The sequence below is a fragment of the Ruegeria sp. AK4 genome (genome assembly GCF_056541025.1).
On record NZ_JBQFXS010000001.1, the window covers coordinates 207560 to 224039 of the forward strand.

The following is a 16480-nucleotide window of genomic DNA, read 5'->3' on the forward strand; positions in this document are numbered from 1 at the left end:
CCTGATGGGTTTTCTGGACATAGATAACGCGACCAAATCCTATGGGTCGGTCGAGGTTCTGCACAAGGTGGACATCTCGGTGCAGGAGGGCGAGTTTCTGGTGCTGGTCGGCCCCTCGGGCTGTGGCAAATCCACCCTGCTGAACATGATCGCGGGGCTGGAAGAGATCACCAGCGGCGAGATTCGTATCAAAGATCAGGTCATGAACGGGGTGCACCCGTCGAACCGCAACATCGCCATGGTGTTCCAAAGCTATGCTTTGTATCCCAACATGACCGTCGGGCAGAACATCACCTTCGGGCTTGAGATGCACGGCGTTCCCAAGGCGGACCGCGACACCGCGATGCAGGAGGTCGCCAAGCTTCTGCAGATCGAGCAGTTGCTGGACCGTAAACCGGGGCAGCTTTCGGGCGGTCAGCGTCAGCGGGTCGCGATGGGTAGGGCTTTGGTGCGCAATCCGGATGTGTTCTTGTTCGACGAACCCCTGTCCAACCTCGACGCCAAGCTGCGTGTGGACATGCGGACCGAGATCAAGAAACTGCACCAGAACCTCGGCACCACCATCGTCTACGTGACCCACGACCAGATCGAGGCGATGACCCTGTCCAGCCGCATCGCTGTCATGAATGGCGGCTATGTGCAGCAGCTTGGCACGCCGCAGGAAATCTACGACACGCCCGCCAATATCTTCGTCGCGACCTTCATGGGCTCGCCCGCGATGAATGTCGTGCCCGCCCGCGTGGCGGTGCTGAATGGCCGCCCCCATGCCGAAGTCGCGCTGCACGACGGATCAATGTCGCAACTGCCGTTCAGTCAGGACAACCTCTCTGCCTGGGACGGGCGCGAGATTTTGTTGGGCATCCGCCCGGAAACCATCACGGATATGGATGGAGCGGACCGGAAATCGTCGAATATCGCACCTATGACCAACCGCATCGTGGTCACGGAACCTGCAGGCTCGGACACGTTCGTTTCGATGCAACTGGGCGGGCGGGACGTGATTGCCCGGATGCGCTCGGATGCCGAGGTTGCGCCGGGGCAGGATTTCCCTTTCGCCGTGAACATGGAAAAAGCCGTAGCCTTTGATCCCGAGTCCGAAATGCGGATCACTCCATGACGAGAGCTGCGCGCCGCTAAGACGCTCTGAGGGCAAGCCGGATGCCTGAAGGATATGATTTCATCGTGATCGGCGGCGGCTCGGCGGGCTCGGTCATCGCCGCACGCCTGTCCGAAGAGCCCTCGGCCTCCGTGCTGCTGCTCGAGGCCGGTTCGACCGACCGCCATCCGTTTTTCCACCTGCCCGCCGGGTTTGCGAAGATGACCAAGGGCATCGGCAGCTGGGGCTGGTCAACGGTTCCGCAAAAGCACATGCGGAACAAGGTTTTCAACTATACGCAGGCCAAGGTGATCGGTGGCGGGTCGGCCATCAACGCCCAGATCTACACCCGTGGTGCCGCGCAAGATTATGACGAGTGGCGGCAGATGGGGTGCGCGGGTTGGGGCTATGCCGATGTGCTTCCCTATTTCAGGAAATCCGAAGACAACGACACCTATGATGATGCGTTCCACGGCAGGGGCGGGCCTTTGGGCGTTTCTATGCCCGCAGCCCCTTTGCCGATCTGCGACGCCTATATCAAAGCCGCGGCGCAGGTCGGCATACCCGAAACGCGCGATGTGAATGGCGCGAAACAGGATGGTGCGGGGTACTACCAACTGACCCAGCGCAACGCGCGGCGCTCATCCGCTGCAATGGCGTTTCTTGCACCCAACCGCGCCCGACCGAACCTGAGGGTGCGCACGGGCGTTCAGGTCCGTCGCATCCTTGTGGACAAGGGCAGGGCGCGCGGTGTCGAGATGCTGAACGGTGAGACGATCAGCGCCGCGAAAGAGGTTATCCTGTCTTCGGGCGCCATCGGCTCTCCGCGCCTGTTGCAGCTTTCAGGGATCGGCCCGGCGGAACATCTGGAAAGCCTTGGGATCAGGACAGTTTACGATCAGCCGCAGGTTGGCGAGAACCTGCAAGACCATCTGGACCTCTATGCAATCTGCGAGGTGAGCGGCCCGCACACCTATGACCGGTTCGCCAGACTGCCATTCTCGGCCCTTGCGGGTTTGCGGTACCTGTTTACCCGCAAGGGTCCCGTGGCCTCGAGCTTGTTTGAAACCGGCGGGTTCTGGTACGCGGACCCCAATGCGCGCTCGCCTGACATTCAGATGCATCTGGGGCTGGGTACCGGTATCGAAGCGGGGGTCGAGGCGATGCCGAACGGCGGCGTCACGCTGAACGCGTGTTTCCTGCGGCCCCGGTCGCGCGGTACCGTGCGGTTGCAAAGCGCCGATCCTGCGGCGATGCCGTTGATCGACCCCAATTATCTGGCTGATCCCTATGATCGCGAGATGTCCATTCGAGGTCTGAAACTGGTGCAGACCATTCTGGCGCAGGACGCCCTGAAGCCCTTTATCCTTGCCGAACGCCTGCCGGGCCCGGGTGTGCGCACCGATCAGGACTATTTCGACTTCATCTGCGTTCACTCCAAAACCTCGCATCATTGCGCCGGCACCTGTCGGATGGGCGGTGATGAGCAGGCGGTGCTGGACCCGCGTTTGCGCTTCAACGGGATCGAGGGGCTGCGGGTTGCGGATGCGTCGATCATGCCGAGGGTCAATTCCTCGAACACTAACGCGCCTGCGATCATGATCGGTGAAAAAGCCGCCGATATGATCAAGCAGGACGACGGGTTTACCTTGTGATCCGCCACGTTGCGCCACCATCTCTTTTCCATTGGGTGGATTTGTGCCGATTGCGCGGGCTTAGGGCAGCGAAAGGCCCGAAAATCGTCGAATTGTGCTATGGTCGGGGCGCTATTTTCCCATTTTTTCAGCAGCGGGGGATGCCACGTTGCAAGATCATTTCAAACATACCGCCCAGCAAAAGTCTGCAAAACGGACGTATTGCAAACGCCGAAACCTGAACACACCGAGGGAGATTCTGTCGGCTGCGGACGGCATAGCTGCACTATCAGATGACGCAAAAACGCTGGTGGTGCCGACCCGGACCGGCATTGCCGTTCTGGATCTAAGCGCCGAGGCTTCGGGTTGCAGCCCGATCTGCATCGATCTGCCCTCACGCGCGCGGGCTTTGTCCATCGCGCCCGACGGCGCGATCTTTGCCCTGTCCAAAGACCCCTGCGCGGGCTGGGCCATTCACCGGGTGCGCGGTGACGACGCGCATTGCGTTATTGAACTTCCGCTGCCGGTGCGCGATTTCGTGGCCACCCGGCACAGGCTGGTTGTTGCAACCGCCGCCTCGGGGTTGGAGCCGCCGGGCCTTGCCGTGTTTGGCCGGGACAGTGGCCGCATAATCTCTCGCGAGGCTGTAAGGCGTCCGCCCCGCCTTCGCCGCGGTAAGCGGGATGAAGTTCTGGTGATGGAGCCGGGCTCGGGCACCCTGCGCCGGGTTGACGTGAACCGCAGGAAGTCTGCCTGCGACCCGTCCGATGATCCGACGTGGCCTGAACCTGATCCGACCCCGGACACGGGTCACCGTCCGCCCAAAAAGCCCTGTTGCTGCACACCCGATGACCGGGAGCCGCCGAAAGACGATGACCCGGACCGCGTGCCGCCTCGGATACCCGAAGAGCCGCCTGAGACGTGCGTACCGGGCGACGATGGCGATTCGGACGGCTGTTTTGTCTATGTGCAGGCCGGATCGTCGATCATCGTGCAGAATATCTGCGATCCGGGTCAAGGGCCGTGTTCCCAGGACCTGGGCTTTGGCATATCCGCCGTGCGCAAGGCGGGCCGGTCCGTGGCCGCGCTGTCGGATGATGGCCGTCAACTTACCCTGCTTGCGGCGGAAACTCTGAAACCGCTGTCCACGCTCAGCCTGTCACGTGGCACCACGCCGCTTTTTGCACGCGAAAGTGATACAATTCTGCTGCTGGCCCCGGATGGCGGGCTAGAGGAAGTGGACCCGACGCCAGTACTGCCCAGCCTTGACCTTGAATTGCAAAGCAATTCGGGCGGGCGCGTCTATATGGGGCAGGAATCGCCGGTGATCTGGTCGCGCGGCGGTGTTCAGACCGGGCCGGTTCGCGTGCTGATCATCCCGGTTCTGGAACCCGGGCAGGGCGATTTCCGGGGCACGATCAACGACTATTTCGATCACCCCGATTTTGAGGAAGCGCTGGAACTTGTCCGCTCATACTACGCCGAAGTGTCCTATTCCGACGACCGCGAGGCGAATGACGTCGATGTCAGTTTCCGGATCTTTGGCCGCGACACGCCCACGGCCTATTCCGGCCCGCCGGTTGTGCTGGATCGTCCATTCCGGGACTTCTGGAACACCGGCTACATTCCGGGCGGGATCATCGCCGAGGCGACATTGCCTGCAAATGGCATCCTGCGCTTTGACGGCGACGAACGCCTGACGCTGGACACCTTCACCGCGATCCCGACGGTGAACAAGCAGTTCGATGTCGCGTTCCCTGCCGCCTGCATCAAGGTCCGGATACCCGAAAGCACCTCTGGCTATTCCCTTGAATTCAGCGGTGGCAGCGCGCCCGGCCGGAGCTTTTCGCTGTCCGGCACCGACCGAAGCGGAGGCGCGTTCAATACCAACGCAAACAATTCGGCGCTGAGCGGATCGCAAACCGTCGTGATCCCGAATGTCGAGGCGATCCCCGGCGTGATCGACCAGATCGCCGATATTCTGGAAGAGATGCTAAGCGGTGCCACAGACCAACCCTTTGCGCGGCCAACCGTGGTCTGGCACGATGACGGCGAAGGCTGGGGCAGCCTGAGCGTGACGTTCTTTTTTGCCGGCAGCGGCGGGTCGCCTCAGGTCGATCTGGTGGATTTCGCGAACCTGTTCGTTATGGGGGAATTGGGCAGCCTCACCGCGATTGACGGGGAATTTGATATGTCCGTCACAGGCGATGTGTCGGATTTCGCCAGCTACATCTCAATCGCGCTGGCCCATTCGATGGCGTCGCAGGGGGGCATCTACAACTCTTCGACCGGGCAATTCGACCTTGGCCGGTTTCAGGCCCCGCAGGTCACGGTGCAGGGCAACCAGTTGACCGTCGATATCCGCCTGTCACAGGACTATGCCTATTCGCTGGACAAGGACAGCAACAGCGACACCGACCAGTCGCGGATCGAAGTCGCCTCGCAGCAGGGCCTGTCGAAGATCGGCATGGACAGCGCCACGGCTTTCATTGGCGAGGAAACCAAGCGAAGCAGTTCGGGCGGGCCTACGCTGGACAAGGCCCATATTCTGTTTGATCTGACATATACGCGGATGATCGACGCCATCATCCGGGACGGTGGCGGCAACCTGCAAACCCGGATCGATCGGGCCAACACACTGTTCAACTGCGACGGGCTCACCGCCATCGAATGCAACGTGTTCGAGCTGATCAATGTGTATATGATCATGCCGGTTTATCGGCGATACGGCGGTGTTTTCGGCCCGGCATTTGATCCAGACATTGACGACAACGGTGCCGATAAACGCCGTTTGCGAGCCTCGGCCCCGATTCTAGCCATGGATGACATGCCCGAAGAATACAGCGACAAGGACCCGACCCGCACGCTGAAGGCGATGCAGATCCCGAACTCGCGCGGGATGATGGTGACGCGATTGCGGTTCGGCGATCCGCTGGACCCGGACCGGCACCTGTCAGACGCGGCCACGCTGACGCATGAAATCGGGCATTCGCTTCTGGCCTTTTCCGATCAGTATCAGCAAAGCCAGGACCGCGATGATCTGGACTATGCGGGGGCCTATGACCCGATGGCGTCGTCCAGCCTCGCGCTGCCGCATTTCTCGAGCTATCACAAGCTGATTTCGGGGTGGCTGGGCGTTGGCTCGATCATCGATTTCACCCGCCCCCGCGAAGGCGACCGGATCGACGAAGACATCGTTCTGGTCAATATCGAAGGCTGGGACCCGCTGGACAGGGATAATCTGGCGCAGATGGCGCGGGATTTCCTGGACGTCCCGGACGAGTTCCGCATGGGACCCGCCGCGCTGTTGCGGCTGGGTGAGGACAGCACGCAATTCAACCTGCTTGAACTGCGCGGGCCGGGCGATCAGTTCTCGCAGGAGTTGTCACCGCCGCGGCTGGTCATGCTCAACGCCATCGATCCGCGCGACAGCACCCGCTACGGGGTGGGTGTGGACGATCCGGACACGCCAGAGGATGAAGGCGAGACCGGCCACAGCGTGCTGACCCGTTACCGCCGACAGTTGCACCTGATCGACGACAGCGTGCGCAATCAGCAGATCACCGGAGGGTCCGGGCCCGGAACGACCTATGATGTGGGCACGCATGATGCGCTCGCCGAAGTGGGGCTGCGATACACGCTTGTGCATCTGGTTCAGGTGGGCCTCGCCGCCCGCACCATCTGGATGGCCAAGGTCCGGGTTGAGTGGGAACGCGGACCGGCGGTTGATGTGGGGTTCGACAGTCAGGTGCCCGAGTGGCAGAGCCCCGATATCGCGGTCCTGTTGCCCGGCGATTTCACCCCGGGCGAGATTGGCGATTTCCCGGACCAGCAGGACCCGCAGGGGATCGAGTATTTCCGCACTCCCGGCGACGGGGACGATCCGCTGGAACATCAGGTTCTTGTGCGCGTCCATAACTTCGGCGATGCCGAGGCCCGCAATGTCGAGGTTCATCTGCGCGCCCGCATCCCCTATGGCAACGGCGACTGGACCAGCGACCCGTTCGACAATGACATGCCCTTCGCCCCTCAGGTGATCGACAGTATCGGCCCGGACGCCGAGGTCGTGATCGCGTTTCCCATGTTCGTCGAAAATGTCGAGGACGCGCATATGTGCCTTAGGGCCGAGATTGCGGATCTCGATCCCGTGTCGGGGGCCTCAAACGACGGAAACTCAAATAACGACTGGACGCAGCAGAACGTCTTTCGGGAAGAGGTGGTGCAAAACAGCCCGCTGCCGCCGCTTGACCGGCTGGTCTCGGTCACCAATGACGGGCCCTATGCCGAGGATGTCTTCATCGCCCCCCGCAACATGGTGCCGGGTGCAAAGCTGACGATCCGCCCGGCACAGATGCGCATTCCGGGCAAGTCGCGCGGCGTGTTCAGCGTGCGGGCGGAACTGGACGATTCGATGCTCGATGCCAAATGCGGTGGCGATTTCCCGGTGGTCATCGACGCGTGGATGCAACGCGACCATTATTGGGACCGATGGGGTGCGACCAAGATCGTGTACCAGCCGAAACGGGCCACCAAGATTGACCTGTCCATCAGCCTCGCCCCTGGTACGGGCATTCGGCTGTTCGGCGCTGTGACGCCGGACATTGGTGGTGAGGACCTGGACTTCCACGTCGTCCTGCCCGGCGCGGACCCGGTCTGGATTCGCCGCCCCCTAGGGCCCGGATCGACATTTGAGCACGTGATCGAAGGGGCGGTTGGGCCTAACGAGACCGCCTTTGCAACGGCCTATTTCGACGGCAATGACGAGTTCGCGTCGTCGGTGTCACAGACAGTTTCTGTCACGAATGTGATCGCGGGATGATCCGGTTGTCAGGCCGGGGGACACACGACTTCGATCAGAGAGGGTCCTTCGCTGGCCAGCCCGGCGGATAAGGCCTTGACGAAGCTGTCGATGTCTTCTGCCCGCGTTCCCGGAACACCGTGGCCCTTGGCGAGTGCAACCCAGTCCAGCACCGGATTTTCCACGTCGAACATGGCCTGAGCATTGCGTCCATAGCTTTCGACCCCGACATTCGCAAGCTCGTCGCGCAGGATCTGATAGCCGCGGTTCGCAAAGACGATCACGGTGACGTCCAGGTTCTCGCGGGCCATCGTCCACAACGACTGCAGCGTGTACATCGCCGAACCGTCACCGGTCAGCGCAATCACCTTTCTGTCGGGGCAGGCAATCGCCGCCCCGGTCGCGCAGGGCAGGCACAGCCCGATCGCCCCGCCGGTGCCGGAAAGCACCTCATGCGGGCGCGCCGAGGCTGTCGGCGGCATGACATGAAAGCCCGAGGTGACAGATTCATTGCAGATAATCGCGTTCTCAGGGATCAGCGCCGCCAGCGCCTGACCGACCTTTGCCAGCGTCAGGTCTCCGGTCGGAATGTCGGGCAGGTTCAGCGCATAGGTTTCCGGCTGGGTTTTGTCCGACACGCCGACCGCATCCGCCAGCGCCTGTATCGTCCATTCGATATCGTCTGTGGGGCTGCACAGGCTTGTGATCGAAGAACCGGCAGGTTCGGGCGTGCTGGGTTTTTTCGGGTAGGCAAAAAAGGCGACGGGCCTGTCGGTGCCCAGCAGCGAAATCGACGAGGTTTGTTCCAGTTGCGCGATCTTGGGTGTGATCGGATACACAAGCTGGTCCAGACGGGCCGTTTCGGCCCCCTTCGATATGCGCGGGATCAGCGTATCGGCCAGCAGGCGGCACCCGGTTGCAGCGGAGATTTTGCCGGCCAACATGCGCAGAGGTCCGAACAATGCAGACCCGCCGATCATCAGTGCCGCACCTTGGGTGTTCAGGCGCGCGGCTGTGGCCTCGACCTCTTCCGCAGACGGGCGATGCAACTGGGGCAGAGCACTGGCCGTTGCCGGACCGGTGGCAGGGTCCCAGGCGGTGTCCGCAGGCAGGATCAGCGTGGCGATCTGGCCATTTCGCGAGCGTGCCGCGCGGATTGCGGCGGCCCCGTCCTCAGCCACGCTGGAAGCGTGATCCGACACGCGGGTCCAATGGCTGATCGACTGGCTGATGCCAACGATATCACCTTTCAAAGGGCTTTCGTGGCGCAAGTGACGCGTCGTGTGATCGCCCACCACGTTCACGAGGCCAGAGTTCGCCTTGCGGGCATTGTGCAGGTTGGCAAAGGCATTGCCAAAGCCCGGTGCCAGATGCAGCAGCGTTCCGGCAACGTCCCGTTTCATGCGGTAATACCCATCGGCGGCCCCGGTCGTGCCGCCTTCGAACAGGCACAGAACGCAGTTCATCTGGGGGTGATCGTCCAGCGCGGCGACAAAATGCATCTCGGACGTGCCGGGATTCGCGAAAACCGTGTTCACGCCGCTTTGCAGAAAGGTTTTGACCAGAGTTTCCGCGCCGTTCATGTGACCCCCATTTGCTCAGCCATTGCAAGAGACTAGGGGACGGATGATCCGGGTGTCACTTAAAACTTTGGGCGCGCGACTAATTCTGAACCATGCAGCGCAGTCTATCCGTGCCTTGCGGGTTGCCCGACTTTGACCAGATATCCGAGAACAGGGCCTGAACCTCTTGCAGCGATTTCTTGTCGACCAGCACGATGATCCTGTCGGCCGGTACGCGCTGGGCCAGTGCCTTGATCTCAAACTGAATGCCTGTGCTGGACTGCTCGAACCCACGCATATCGATCAGCACGCGCTGCGCGTGGCTCATCAGCGTCAGGACGGTGGGTCGCCAACTGTTGTCCCGGCAATAGAAATCCCGCATCGGAAAGAGGCCGTCGCTGAGCCGGGCGTTGCCTTCGGCCTCGGCCTGCTTCAGGTCATCGGGGGTTTCGATGAAGATGTCCCGCAGGCGACGCCTGAGAAACGCCGAAAGCTCGGGCGCGTCCAGCGTTTCGGTGGCAAGATCGGCGGACCCGACCAACAGTACCGGGCCCGTTCTACGCCAGTCCAGAAGCAGCCCACGGGCGAGCGAGGTTTGCAACCGCCGCTGCCCGAAGACGCGAAGCAGCAAGTTCACGTCCGTTGCGCCGGAGGTTGGGCGGAGAAGACGGAGCGTGACTCGGTAGGCTGCGAAGGCGAGGACATAGGAAAGGGCCAATAGGCCACTTGTGTCCCACGCCAGCCCGATCATCCAGATTGTCTGGAACAACCAAAGCAAATCAAGCTGCATGGTTAATTCACTTGACCCAGCCAATGCCCGGGCAACAAGCCGCACGGCGAACGACGCGCATACGACCCCGATAGCAAGTGAAATCCCTAAAGCGATAACGAGGTATATAACCGCGACGAGCCGAACCGGAGCAAAGAGAAGCAGAAAATCCAGAACTCCGCTATCCATTAGCACAAAGAGTATTTCAAACGAAAACACGAACGGCACGACAAGCAAAACAGCAACAAGAAACAGCGGGATCGCGGTTGTTCTGAGGTACGGATTGCCGACGAGCAAAGAAAGGATCACAGCCGGTCCGACAAACATGCCTATCAAACCCGTGCTTTGGGGTGCGATGAGATTGAGCAGAAACATCCAGAACACGCCAAACAGCAGCACCCAGTACCAGCGCAGGCCTGCCACGTAGAGCGCGATGATCATCACCGGAAACGAAAATGACAGGACCACCACCGTAAAGCGGAACGGAAGAAATTCGGTCTCATCGAGGACGAACAGAGTGACTACCATAACGATGGCAAACACCACGCCGGACGCCAGATACCGAGAGGCAAGCCCAAACCGGAAAGGCAGGCGCTGCGCCGCTGGGGAGACGTCGAACTCAAGCGCCGATCTGTTCGGACGTATCGCTTGTGGCACGACAAACGCAGATTCCGGCGCACCTGATCGGGCCATCATCTCCCGTTTGATCGCCTTTCGATAACGCGCTTTGACAATCACCCCCAGGATTGCCGCGACCGGAACAGAAAGGAAAAACAAGAAAGCCAGAAATCCGCTGAAGTTGTATGCGTTAACCATGTCAGCTCCGGTCACGTCGGTTGGCTTTTTCGCATGGGGAAACGTGCCGCCCCGCAGAGCGACGTCAAGGCAGGCTCAGAGGCCGCGCGCCACCCCAATTCGTGATGCAACTCTAAGTCATGCGACCAATCCGGCAAAGCGCCGCGTGGGATGTGCCCTTTGGACCCGGCGGTTCCTGCTAAAGCGCGCGTTGAAACCCAACCGTGGCCTCACCACGGGTTTCCGGCTGCACCGTGTCACAGGTGGCTTTGCCGCCGGGCGCGGGGACGCAAGAGATTTTGCGCTGGTGAATATACCCGTTGTCCTGACACGGCAGATTTCCTGGCTCCAGCAGGTCAAGCCGCCCCTCGGAGAACTGCGCCTGAACCGGCCCTTCGCAGGTGATCCCATCGTCGGACCGCATGATCTGCTTGCCGTTGCCCTCAGTATCGAAGCACATTTGCCAGTCGCGATAGGTTCGGATGTCTCCGGTATCGACATCGCGGGTGCGATAGGTCGTATCCAGCGCCCAGCAGCCATAGAGCATCGTGAGATCAGCGTTGTCCCAGCCCTCGTCATTCAGCGGCCCGGTCGCATCGGGCGGGGCCTTGACGCATTGCAGGGCGGCCAGTTCGCGTTCAAGCTGGAAAATCCGGCGGAGCAGTTCCTCGTTATACGCGCCCGAGGTGGCAAGGCGTTCGACCGTCGCCAATTCCTCGGGCTGGGGGCACCGGGACAGGTGCCGCAGCAGCGGAATGTTCAACGCACAGGCCTGCAGGATAAGGGCGGTTGCCACACCGGCCAGCCCGATCAGACCGGCACTGGCCAGACCGACGGAAATCACGGATTTAAAAGACATAAACGCTCACAACAACCGCCAGATACCTGCCATACATCGTGTCAGAGTTGCGGATTATCCGGCGCTGGTCAATCCGTTCGCGATGATAGTTTTCGTCACTTTGCGGGGCCCTCAATTGCGCTATAGTGACCGGATATTGAGTGTGGAGTAAATTCGTGTCGCGGTTCAGCCAATTCTTCAGGTCCCTGTTTGCCGTCATCCTGTTTGTTGTCTTGGGCGCGGCAGCCCTTGCGCAGCACCAGAGCCCGAACCAGATCACCCGAGTGCTGTGGTTCAGCGGGATGCCGGATATCGGCGCTGATTTCACGTCTCGGCACCGCCAGAAAATGGCCGACTATCTGGGGCAATACGGGGACGGCAAGGTCTTTGCCGTCACTTATACTCGGAACCTTTCGGGGGGCGGTCTGGCTAATGCACTGCGCGGCGGGCAGTATGATATTGTGATCCTCGACATGGCGAACCGGCGCAAACGCGTGAATGGGGCTGATCTGCAGGCCCTGCAACAGTTTTACCAGGCCGGAAACCGGACCCTGATGCTGGATGGCTCGTTCGCAATTCGCAGCTTCAGGCACAATACCACGACCAATTTTCCGGGCCGCAACGGATCGAGCGCGGCGATCCTTGTCAATCAGTTGTCGGCCATGGCCCAGCGGGGCGGTGGTATTCTGATCGGGACGGATCACAACATCTGGCAGGTCAATGCGAATGCGGTCCTCGCGGCGCTCCTGCCGGGCGCGCAGTTCCGGGGAACGACAAACCCCTCGACCGATGGCGATTTTATTGGTGTGACCCTGATCGGCGGTCGCGAGTCGATCAAAGCGATTGATCTGCTGAGGCATTGGGAATCGGTTCCAAATCAGGGCGAGGCTCCGGTCGGCACGTTTCAGGATTTCACCGGCCAGCAGGTGGTGCTGTATTCGCTGGTCGAAACGGCGGATAAACCCGGCGGCGGGCGCAAACGGCCCTATATCTCGGCCAGCTACTTCCCGGGGGACAACCGCATTCCGATCGACAGCGAAGAAGAGATTTTCGACAACCTCCCCACACATAAAAGCGGGGGCTGAGCGGGGTCAGGTTGCGCCTTCCCGCAGAACCTCCGCCGGGTCTACCCGCGCGGCGCTTCGGGCGGCAAAGAAGGCGGATGTGCCGACAAACAACAAGGTCAGCCCGATGATCGCGATGGTTTGGGGGAGGCTGAGAACGACAAGCCCGCTTTCCCCGGTCAGTCCGTTGTCAAACAGCGTTTCCGCAACGGCCCCCGCGATCCGGTACAAGACAAAGCTGACAACCAGCCCCAGCAAGCCGCTGACCAGCGCCTGAATGACCGGAAACAGCCAAAGACGGCGCGGACTGATACCCAACAGCGCCAGCGCTGCCAAAGTCTGACGTTTGCGCGCAACCTCGCCCCAGAAGCCGAAGACCAGCGCCGCTGCCAGCCCGAGGCTGGCCACGACGGCAATCAGGATCAGCGCCAGATTCAGGTTGCGCCCAAGGCTGAGCACACCGCTGACCTCGGCCGTGCGCGCCTCGGTCTGGACGCCGAAGCGCTGTTCGACTTTTGACTGTAGTTCAGCCAGTTCGGTAATGTCGCGGGCAAAGATGCGCATGCCTTCGAATTCGGGAACGCGCAGGTTCAGATCGCGCCCTTCGGTGATGCCGTGATCGGGCAGGGCGTATTCGTCATAGAACGCCTCGACCAGATCGAGCACGGCGATGTCGGCCAGAACGGTTCGGCCAGACAGGGCGGAATCCGGCAGAATGGCGATCAGGTTCAGGGGCAGCATCAATTGCCGCTTCCGCTCGCTGGCCTGAGTGAAAATCTGCACCGTGTCGCCCACCGTGAAATCCAGCTGACGTGCCAGACTGGCGCTGAGGACGGCCTGATTGACCGCCAGTTCCATGCCTTTCGGCAGAGTCGGATCGCCGGTTCCCGACGGGACAAGCACCGCATCCCGCTTGGCAATCTCACCCTGTTTGCGGACGTTGACGAAATCGAAAACCGACCGCGTTTTGGCGGTGGCAAAGGCGGTCTGGTCCCAGCCAGCAACCTCGGCCACGTCACTGTCGACAAACGCGCTGTTGCCGGTGGTTTCGATCCGCAACGTCGCGGGGTCGTTCAGAAGCCGACCGATCAGGGCATCGTAAATCCCGTTCTTGGCGCCGAAAATCACCATCAGCGGCACAAGCACGCCGGCCAGGATCGCAACATTGCAGATCAGGTGCGTGCGCTGGCGCAGCAGGTCGCGCAGGGCCAGTTCGAACATCAGCTTCATGACGCATCTCGCTTTGGCATGGCATGGGTCTGGCCCTGCAACTGGCTAATAACGGCCGAGGCACCGGGTTCGCTGATCAGATTCAATGTCACGCGCCGCAGGTCGAACTGATCCAGCAAGCCAAGATCATGGGATGAGATGATCACGCCAGCCCCGTCCGAGGCTGCCATGTCGATCAAAAGCCCCATCGCGGTTGCGGCGGCATCGGGGTCCAGCGCCGCCGTGGGCTCATCCGCGATCACGAAAGCGGGGCGATGCGCCAGCGCCCGGCAGATGGCAACGCGCTGGCGTTGTCCGATGGACAGCGCGCCGGGGTACAGTGCGGAAATGTTGCCGATGCCAAGGCGATCCAACAGAACGGCGCACCATTGCGGATCGGGTTTCCCGGCGATTTTCTGCGACAGCGTGATATTCTCGGCTACGGTCAGAAAAGGCAGCAGCCCGCCACTTTGCGGCACAAAGCCAAACTGTGTCCCGCGCACAAGGGCAGGGGGCATCTGCCCCGAGTCCCAGACCCCGGCAAGATCGATCCCGCCTTGCTGCGATTCAATCTGAAACCGTTTCACAGCCTGCGGTCGCCGCAGCAGCCCAAGCGTTTCCAGTAGCAGCGTTTTCCCGGTGCCGCTTGGGCCGGTCAGACCGACAGCCTCGCCCGAGGCCAGATCGAAAGCAGGCACACTCAGCGTAAAGCGGCGGTCCTGATCGGCCAGACTGACCGAAACATCCCTGAGAAACAGAGTCTCGGTCATCAGTTAAGGCAGCACATCGAAAGGCATGGCAAAGACATGTTCGCCATCTGGCGCTCCGTCGTAGAGCGGGGTCCAAACCGAGCTGTCGAACAGCCATTTGCGGTACTGCGCCAGTTTTTGACGCATGCCGTCGATGACGCTGCGGCGGAACATGGCGCTTTCGGCCCAGCGTTGCTCGCTCATGCCCAGAACCTGACTTTGATAGGGCAGCCGGTCGAGAAACTCCATCGCGCCACCCAGCGTATCGGCATCGGCATTGACCAGCAGGTCGGGGTTTTGCGCCATATCCGCGATCAGACCGCGCACCTGCGAGAAGAAATCAAGCGACTGTTCCGAGCTTTGCGCGGTTTCGCCAAAACGGACGAGGTTATCCAGAAACTCGGCCATGCTGGCCATTTCGTTCTTGGTCACCAGCAGGCGGGGCTCGATGGCCAGCCGGTCCGGAGCCTCGACCGCGCGGTTTGACAGCCAGCCCTTGATCACGCTGGGGGCCTGTGTGCCCTTCTGCTCACCCAGCCAGGCAAGCTGCATGGCGCGGCCCAGTTCGACCAGACCCTCTCCGGCCTCTTCGGGGTTCAGCACGGTCTTTTCGCCGCGCACCAGCCGCACGTGGTCGGTCAGGGCGGTAACAACGCGGCTGACCACGCCTTCGAACGCTTCTTCGGAACCGCCCTCAATCGGGAAGTAGTATTCCCGCCCGGCAAAACGCGACAACTCGCGGTATTTTCCGGCGGCATAGGCATGGTTGCCCGACCCGTTCGGGGTTTTCAGGTGCAGTGTCATGATGACGATATTCCGGCCTTCGGCGTCTTTCTGCAGCTCAACCGTGCCGATTTCCGACCGGGCGTTCGGATCGCGCGGGTCTTTCGGGCCGGCATCGGTAACAAGGATCACGTAGCGCGCATCAATCTTGTCGCCATCGGCCTTGGTCAGATCCCAGTCGATCTTGTCGATGGCGTCCTCAACCCCGGCCAGACTGTCCTCGTTGAAGCCCGGAGAATTAGCCCGTGCCACATTGGTAGCCTGACCGATTGCCGCCAGAACCTGTGTCTGATCGCTTCGGCGGTCGACATCCATCAGCGTTTTGGTGCGGTATTCCAGGTCCGGCACCGCTTCGGTGTTGTCGCGAAAGCCGATCACGCCGAAATTCACCAACTCGCCGATTTCCGTGCCTTCGATCTGCCGCACGGTGTTTTGCAGCACCCGCTGCGTGGCGGCGATATAGGGTTCCATCGACTGCGTGGTGTCCAGAACAAAGACGATGCCCACATCAAAGGCCGATGTTTCGCCCTGCAATTCCTGCGCGCCCGAGGTATCTTTCTGTTTCGGGACCGACGCGACCTGCATCATCAGGATCTCGTCATATGTCAGCGGGTGCAGCGCCTCGGTGAAGTCGAGGATCGGCATCAGGTACAGCTCATCCTTGATGTTGACGAATTCCTGCGGTTCAACCGAAACCACACCGTTTTCCCCGTTTATGACCCCGGCCGAGGCTTCGGCGACCAGACGTTCCTGAATGTCCCGCAGCGCCTCGTGATTCATCAGCCAGTCCAGATCGCCCTGCGTATCAAACAGCAACTGGCGGCTGCGCCCGGCCGAGTTGGTGAAGGCACCTACGATGTTCTGCTTCCAGGGAACGGTTCCGTTTTCCTGAACCCACCCTTCCGGCGCGGCGTTGGGGCTGGGCCCGACCTCAAGCCAGTCACCTTCGCGGGCAAACACGTAAAGCGGCTGAAAAGCGGGGTAGGTGACCTGAACAGGCCCGTTCGCTGCCGCATGGCCCGTCGTTCCGGGGCGGGTCAGGACGCGTTGATAGATGGTCTGAGTGCCCTCCAGCAGCAGCGGTTTGCGCTGCTGCGCCACCGCATCCGCCGGTACAAATGCCCAGAGAAGCGCGGTCAGACAGGCCAGCCGGAATGTCAAAGCGAGTTGCATGATAGTTGGG

Annotated in this window: 10 protein-coding genes; 4 read left to right on the plus strand and 6 right to left on the minus strand. The window is 61.2% G+C overall.

The window, feature by feature from the left end:
* The first annotated feature begins 4 nt into the window (after window positions 1–4).
* The 3 genes from ACR0EZ_RS00940 (at window position 5) to ACR0EZ_RS00950 (ending at window position 7549) form a co-directional block, all read left to right on the plus strand.
* Window positions 5–1117 (plus strand): ABC transporter ATP-binding protein, encoded by a 1113-nt coding sequence (locus ACR0EZ_RS00940; protein WP_480609866.1) that lies wholly within the window; start codon window positions 5–7, stop codon window positions 1115–1117.
* 41 nt (window positions 1118–1158) lie between these two features.
* A complete protein-coding gene (locus tag ACR0EZ_RS00945) occupies window positions 1159–2751 on the plus strand; it encodes a GMC family oxidoreductase (RefSeq protein WP_480609868.1) in 1593 nt (530 codons plus the stop codon).
* Window positions 2752–2899: 148 nt separating this feature from the next.
* Complete coding sequence (locus ACR0EZ_RS00950; protein WP_480609871.1) at window positions 2900–7549, plus strand: hypothetical protein; 4650 nt, start codon at window positions 2900–2902, stop codon at window positions 7547–7549.
* 8 nt (window positions 7550–7557) lie between these two features.
* On the opposite strand, the gene ACR0EZ_RS00955 is transcribed toward ACR0EZ_RS00950, so the two are convergent.
* The 3 genes from ACR0EZ_RS00955 to ACR0EZ_RS00965 form a co-directional block, all read right to left on the minus strand.
* A complete protein-coding gene (locus tag ACR0EZ_RS00955; RefSeq protein WP_480609874.1) occupies window positions 7558–9111 on the minus strand; it encodes an acetolactate synthase large subunit in 1554 nt (517 codons plus the stop codon).
* A gap of 79 nt (window positions 9112–9190) precedes the next feature.
* Window positions 9191–10690 (minus strand): hypothetical protein, encoded by a 1500-nt coding sequence (locus ACR0EZ_RS00960; RefSeq protein ID WP_480609877.1) that lies wholly within the window; start codon window positions 10688–10690, stop codon window positions 9191–9193.
* Between the two features lie 163 nt (window positions 10691–10853).
* Window positions 10854–11513, minus strand: a complete 660-nt coding sequence (locus ACR0EZ_RS00965; protein ID WP_480609878.1) for a hypothetical protein — start codon at window positions 11511–11513, stop codon at window positions 10854–10856.
* Between the two features lie 155 nt (window positions 11514–11668).
* Here ACR0EZ_RS00965 and ACR0EZ_RS00970 point away from each other — a divergent pair, with 155 nt between their 5' ends.
* Entirely contained in the window at window positions 11669–12577 is a 909-nt protein-coding gene (locus tag ACR0EZ_RS00970; protein ID WP_480609881.1) for a hypothetical protein, read from the plus strand.
* A gap of 6 nt (window positions 12578–12583) precedes the next feature.
* On the opposite strand, the gene ACR0EZ_RS00975 is transcribed toward ACR0EZ_RS00970, so the two are convergent.
* Genes ACR0EZ_RS00975 through ACR0EZ_RS00985 form a run of 3 tightly spaced genes read right to left on the minus strand, consistent with a single transcriptional unit; the run spans window position 12584 to window position 16470 of the window.
* Window positions 12584–13786 carry an ABC transporter permease family protein gene (locus ACR0EZ_RS00975; RefSeq protein ID WP_480609882.1) on the minus strand — a complete coding sequence of 401 codons (1203 nt, stop codon included), beginning with the start codon at window positions 13784–13786 and terminating at the stop codon, window positions 12584–12586.
* On the minus strand, window positions 13783–14535 hold the full coding sequence (locus ACR0EZ_RS00980; protein WP_480609884.1) for an ABC transporter ATP-binding protein: 753 nt from the start codon (window positions 14533–14535) through the stop codon (window positions 13783–13785). The genes ACR0EZ_RS00975 and ACR0EZ_RS00980 overlap by 4 nt, the downstream gene beginning before the upstream one ends.
* A gap of 3 nt (window positions 14536–14538) precedes the next feature.
* Entirely contained in the window at window positions 14539–16470 is a 1932-nt protein-coding gene (locus ACR0EZ_RS00985) for a vWA domain-containing protein (RefSeq protein WP_480609885.1), read from the minus strand.
* Window positions 16471–16480: the final 10 nt, after the last annotated feature.

Bases quoted from the DNA above. Each gene is read 5' to 3' on its own strand.
- ACR0EZ_RS00940 (WP_480609866.1), top strand. From the start codon at position 5: ATGGGTTTTCTGGACATAGATAACGCGACCAAATCCTATGGGTCGGTC.
- ACR0EZ_RS00945 (WP_480609868.1), top strand. From the start codon at position 1,159: ATGCCTGAAGGATATGATTTCATCGTGATCGGCGGCGGCTCGGCGGGC.
- ACR0EZ_RS00955 (WP_480609874.1), bottom strand. From the start codon at position 9,111: ATGAACGGCGCGGAAACTCTGGTCAAAACCTTTCTGCAAAGCGGCGTG.
- ACR0EZ_RS00965 (WP_480609878.1), bottom strand. From the start codon at position 11,513: ATGTCTTTTAAATCCGTGATTTCCGTCGGTCTGGCCAGTGCCGGTCTG.
- ACR0EZ_RS00975 (WP_480609882.1), bottom strand. From the start codon at position 13,786: ATGAAGCTGATGTTCGAACTGGCCCTGCGCGACCTGCTGCGCCAGCGC.
- ACR0EZ_RS00980 (WP_480609884.1), bottom strand. From the start codon at position 14,535: ATGACCGAGACTCTGTTTCTCAGGGATGTTTCGGTCAGTCTGGCCGAT.
- ACR0EZ_RS00985 (WP_480609885.1), bottom strand. From the start codon at position 16,470: ATGCAACTCGCTTTGACATTCCGGCTGGCCTGTCTGACCGCGCTTCTC.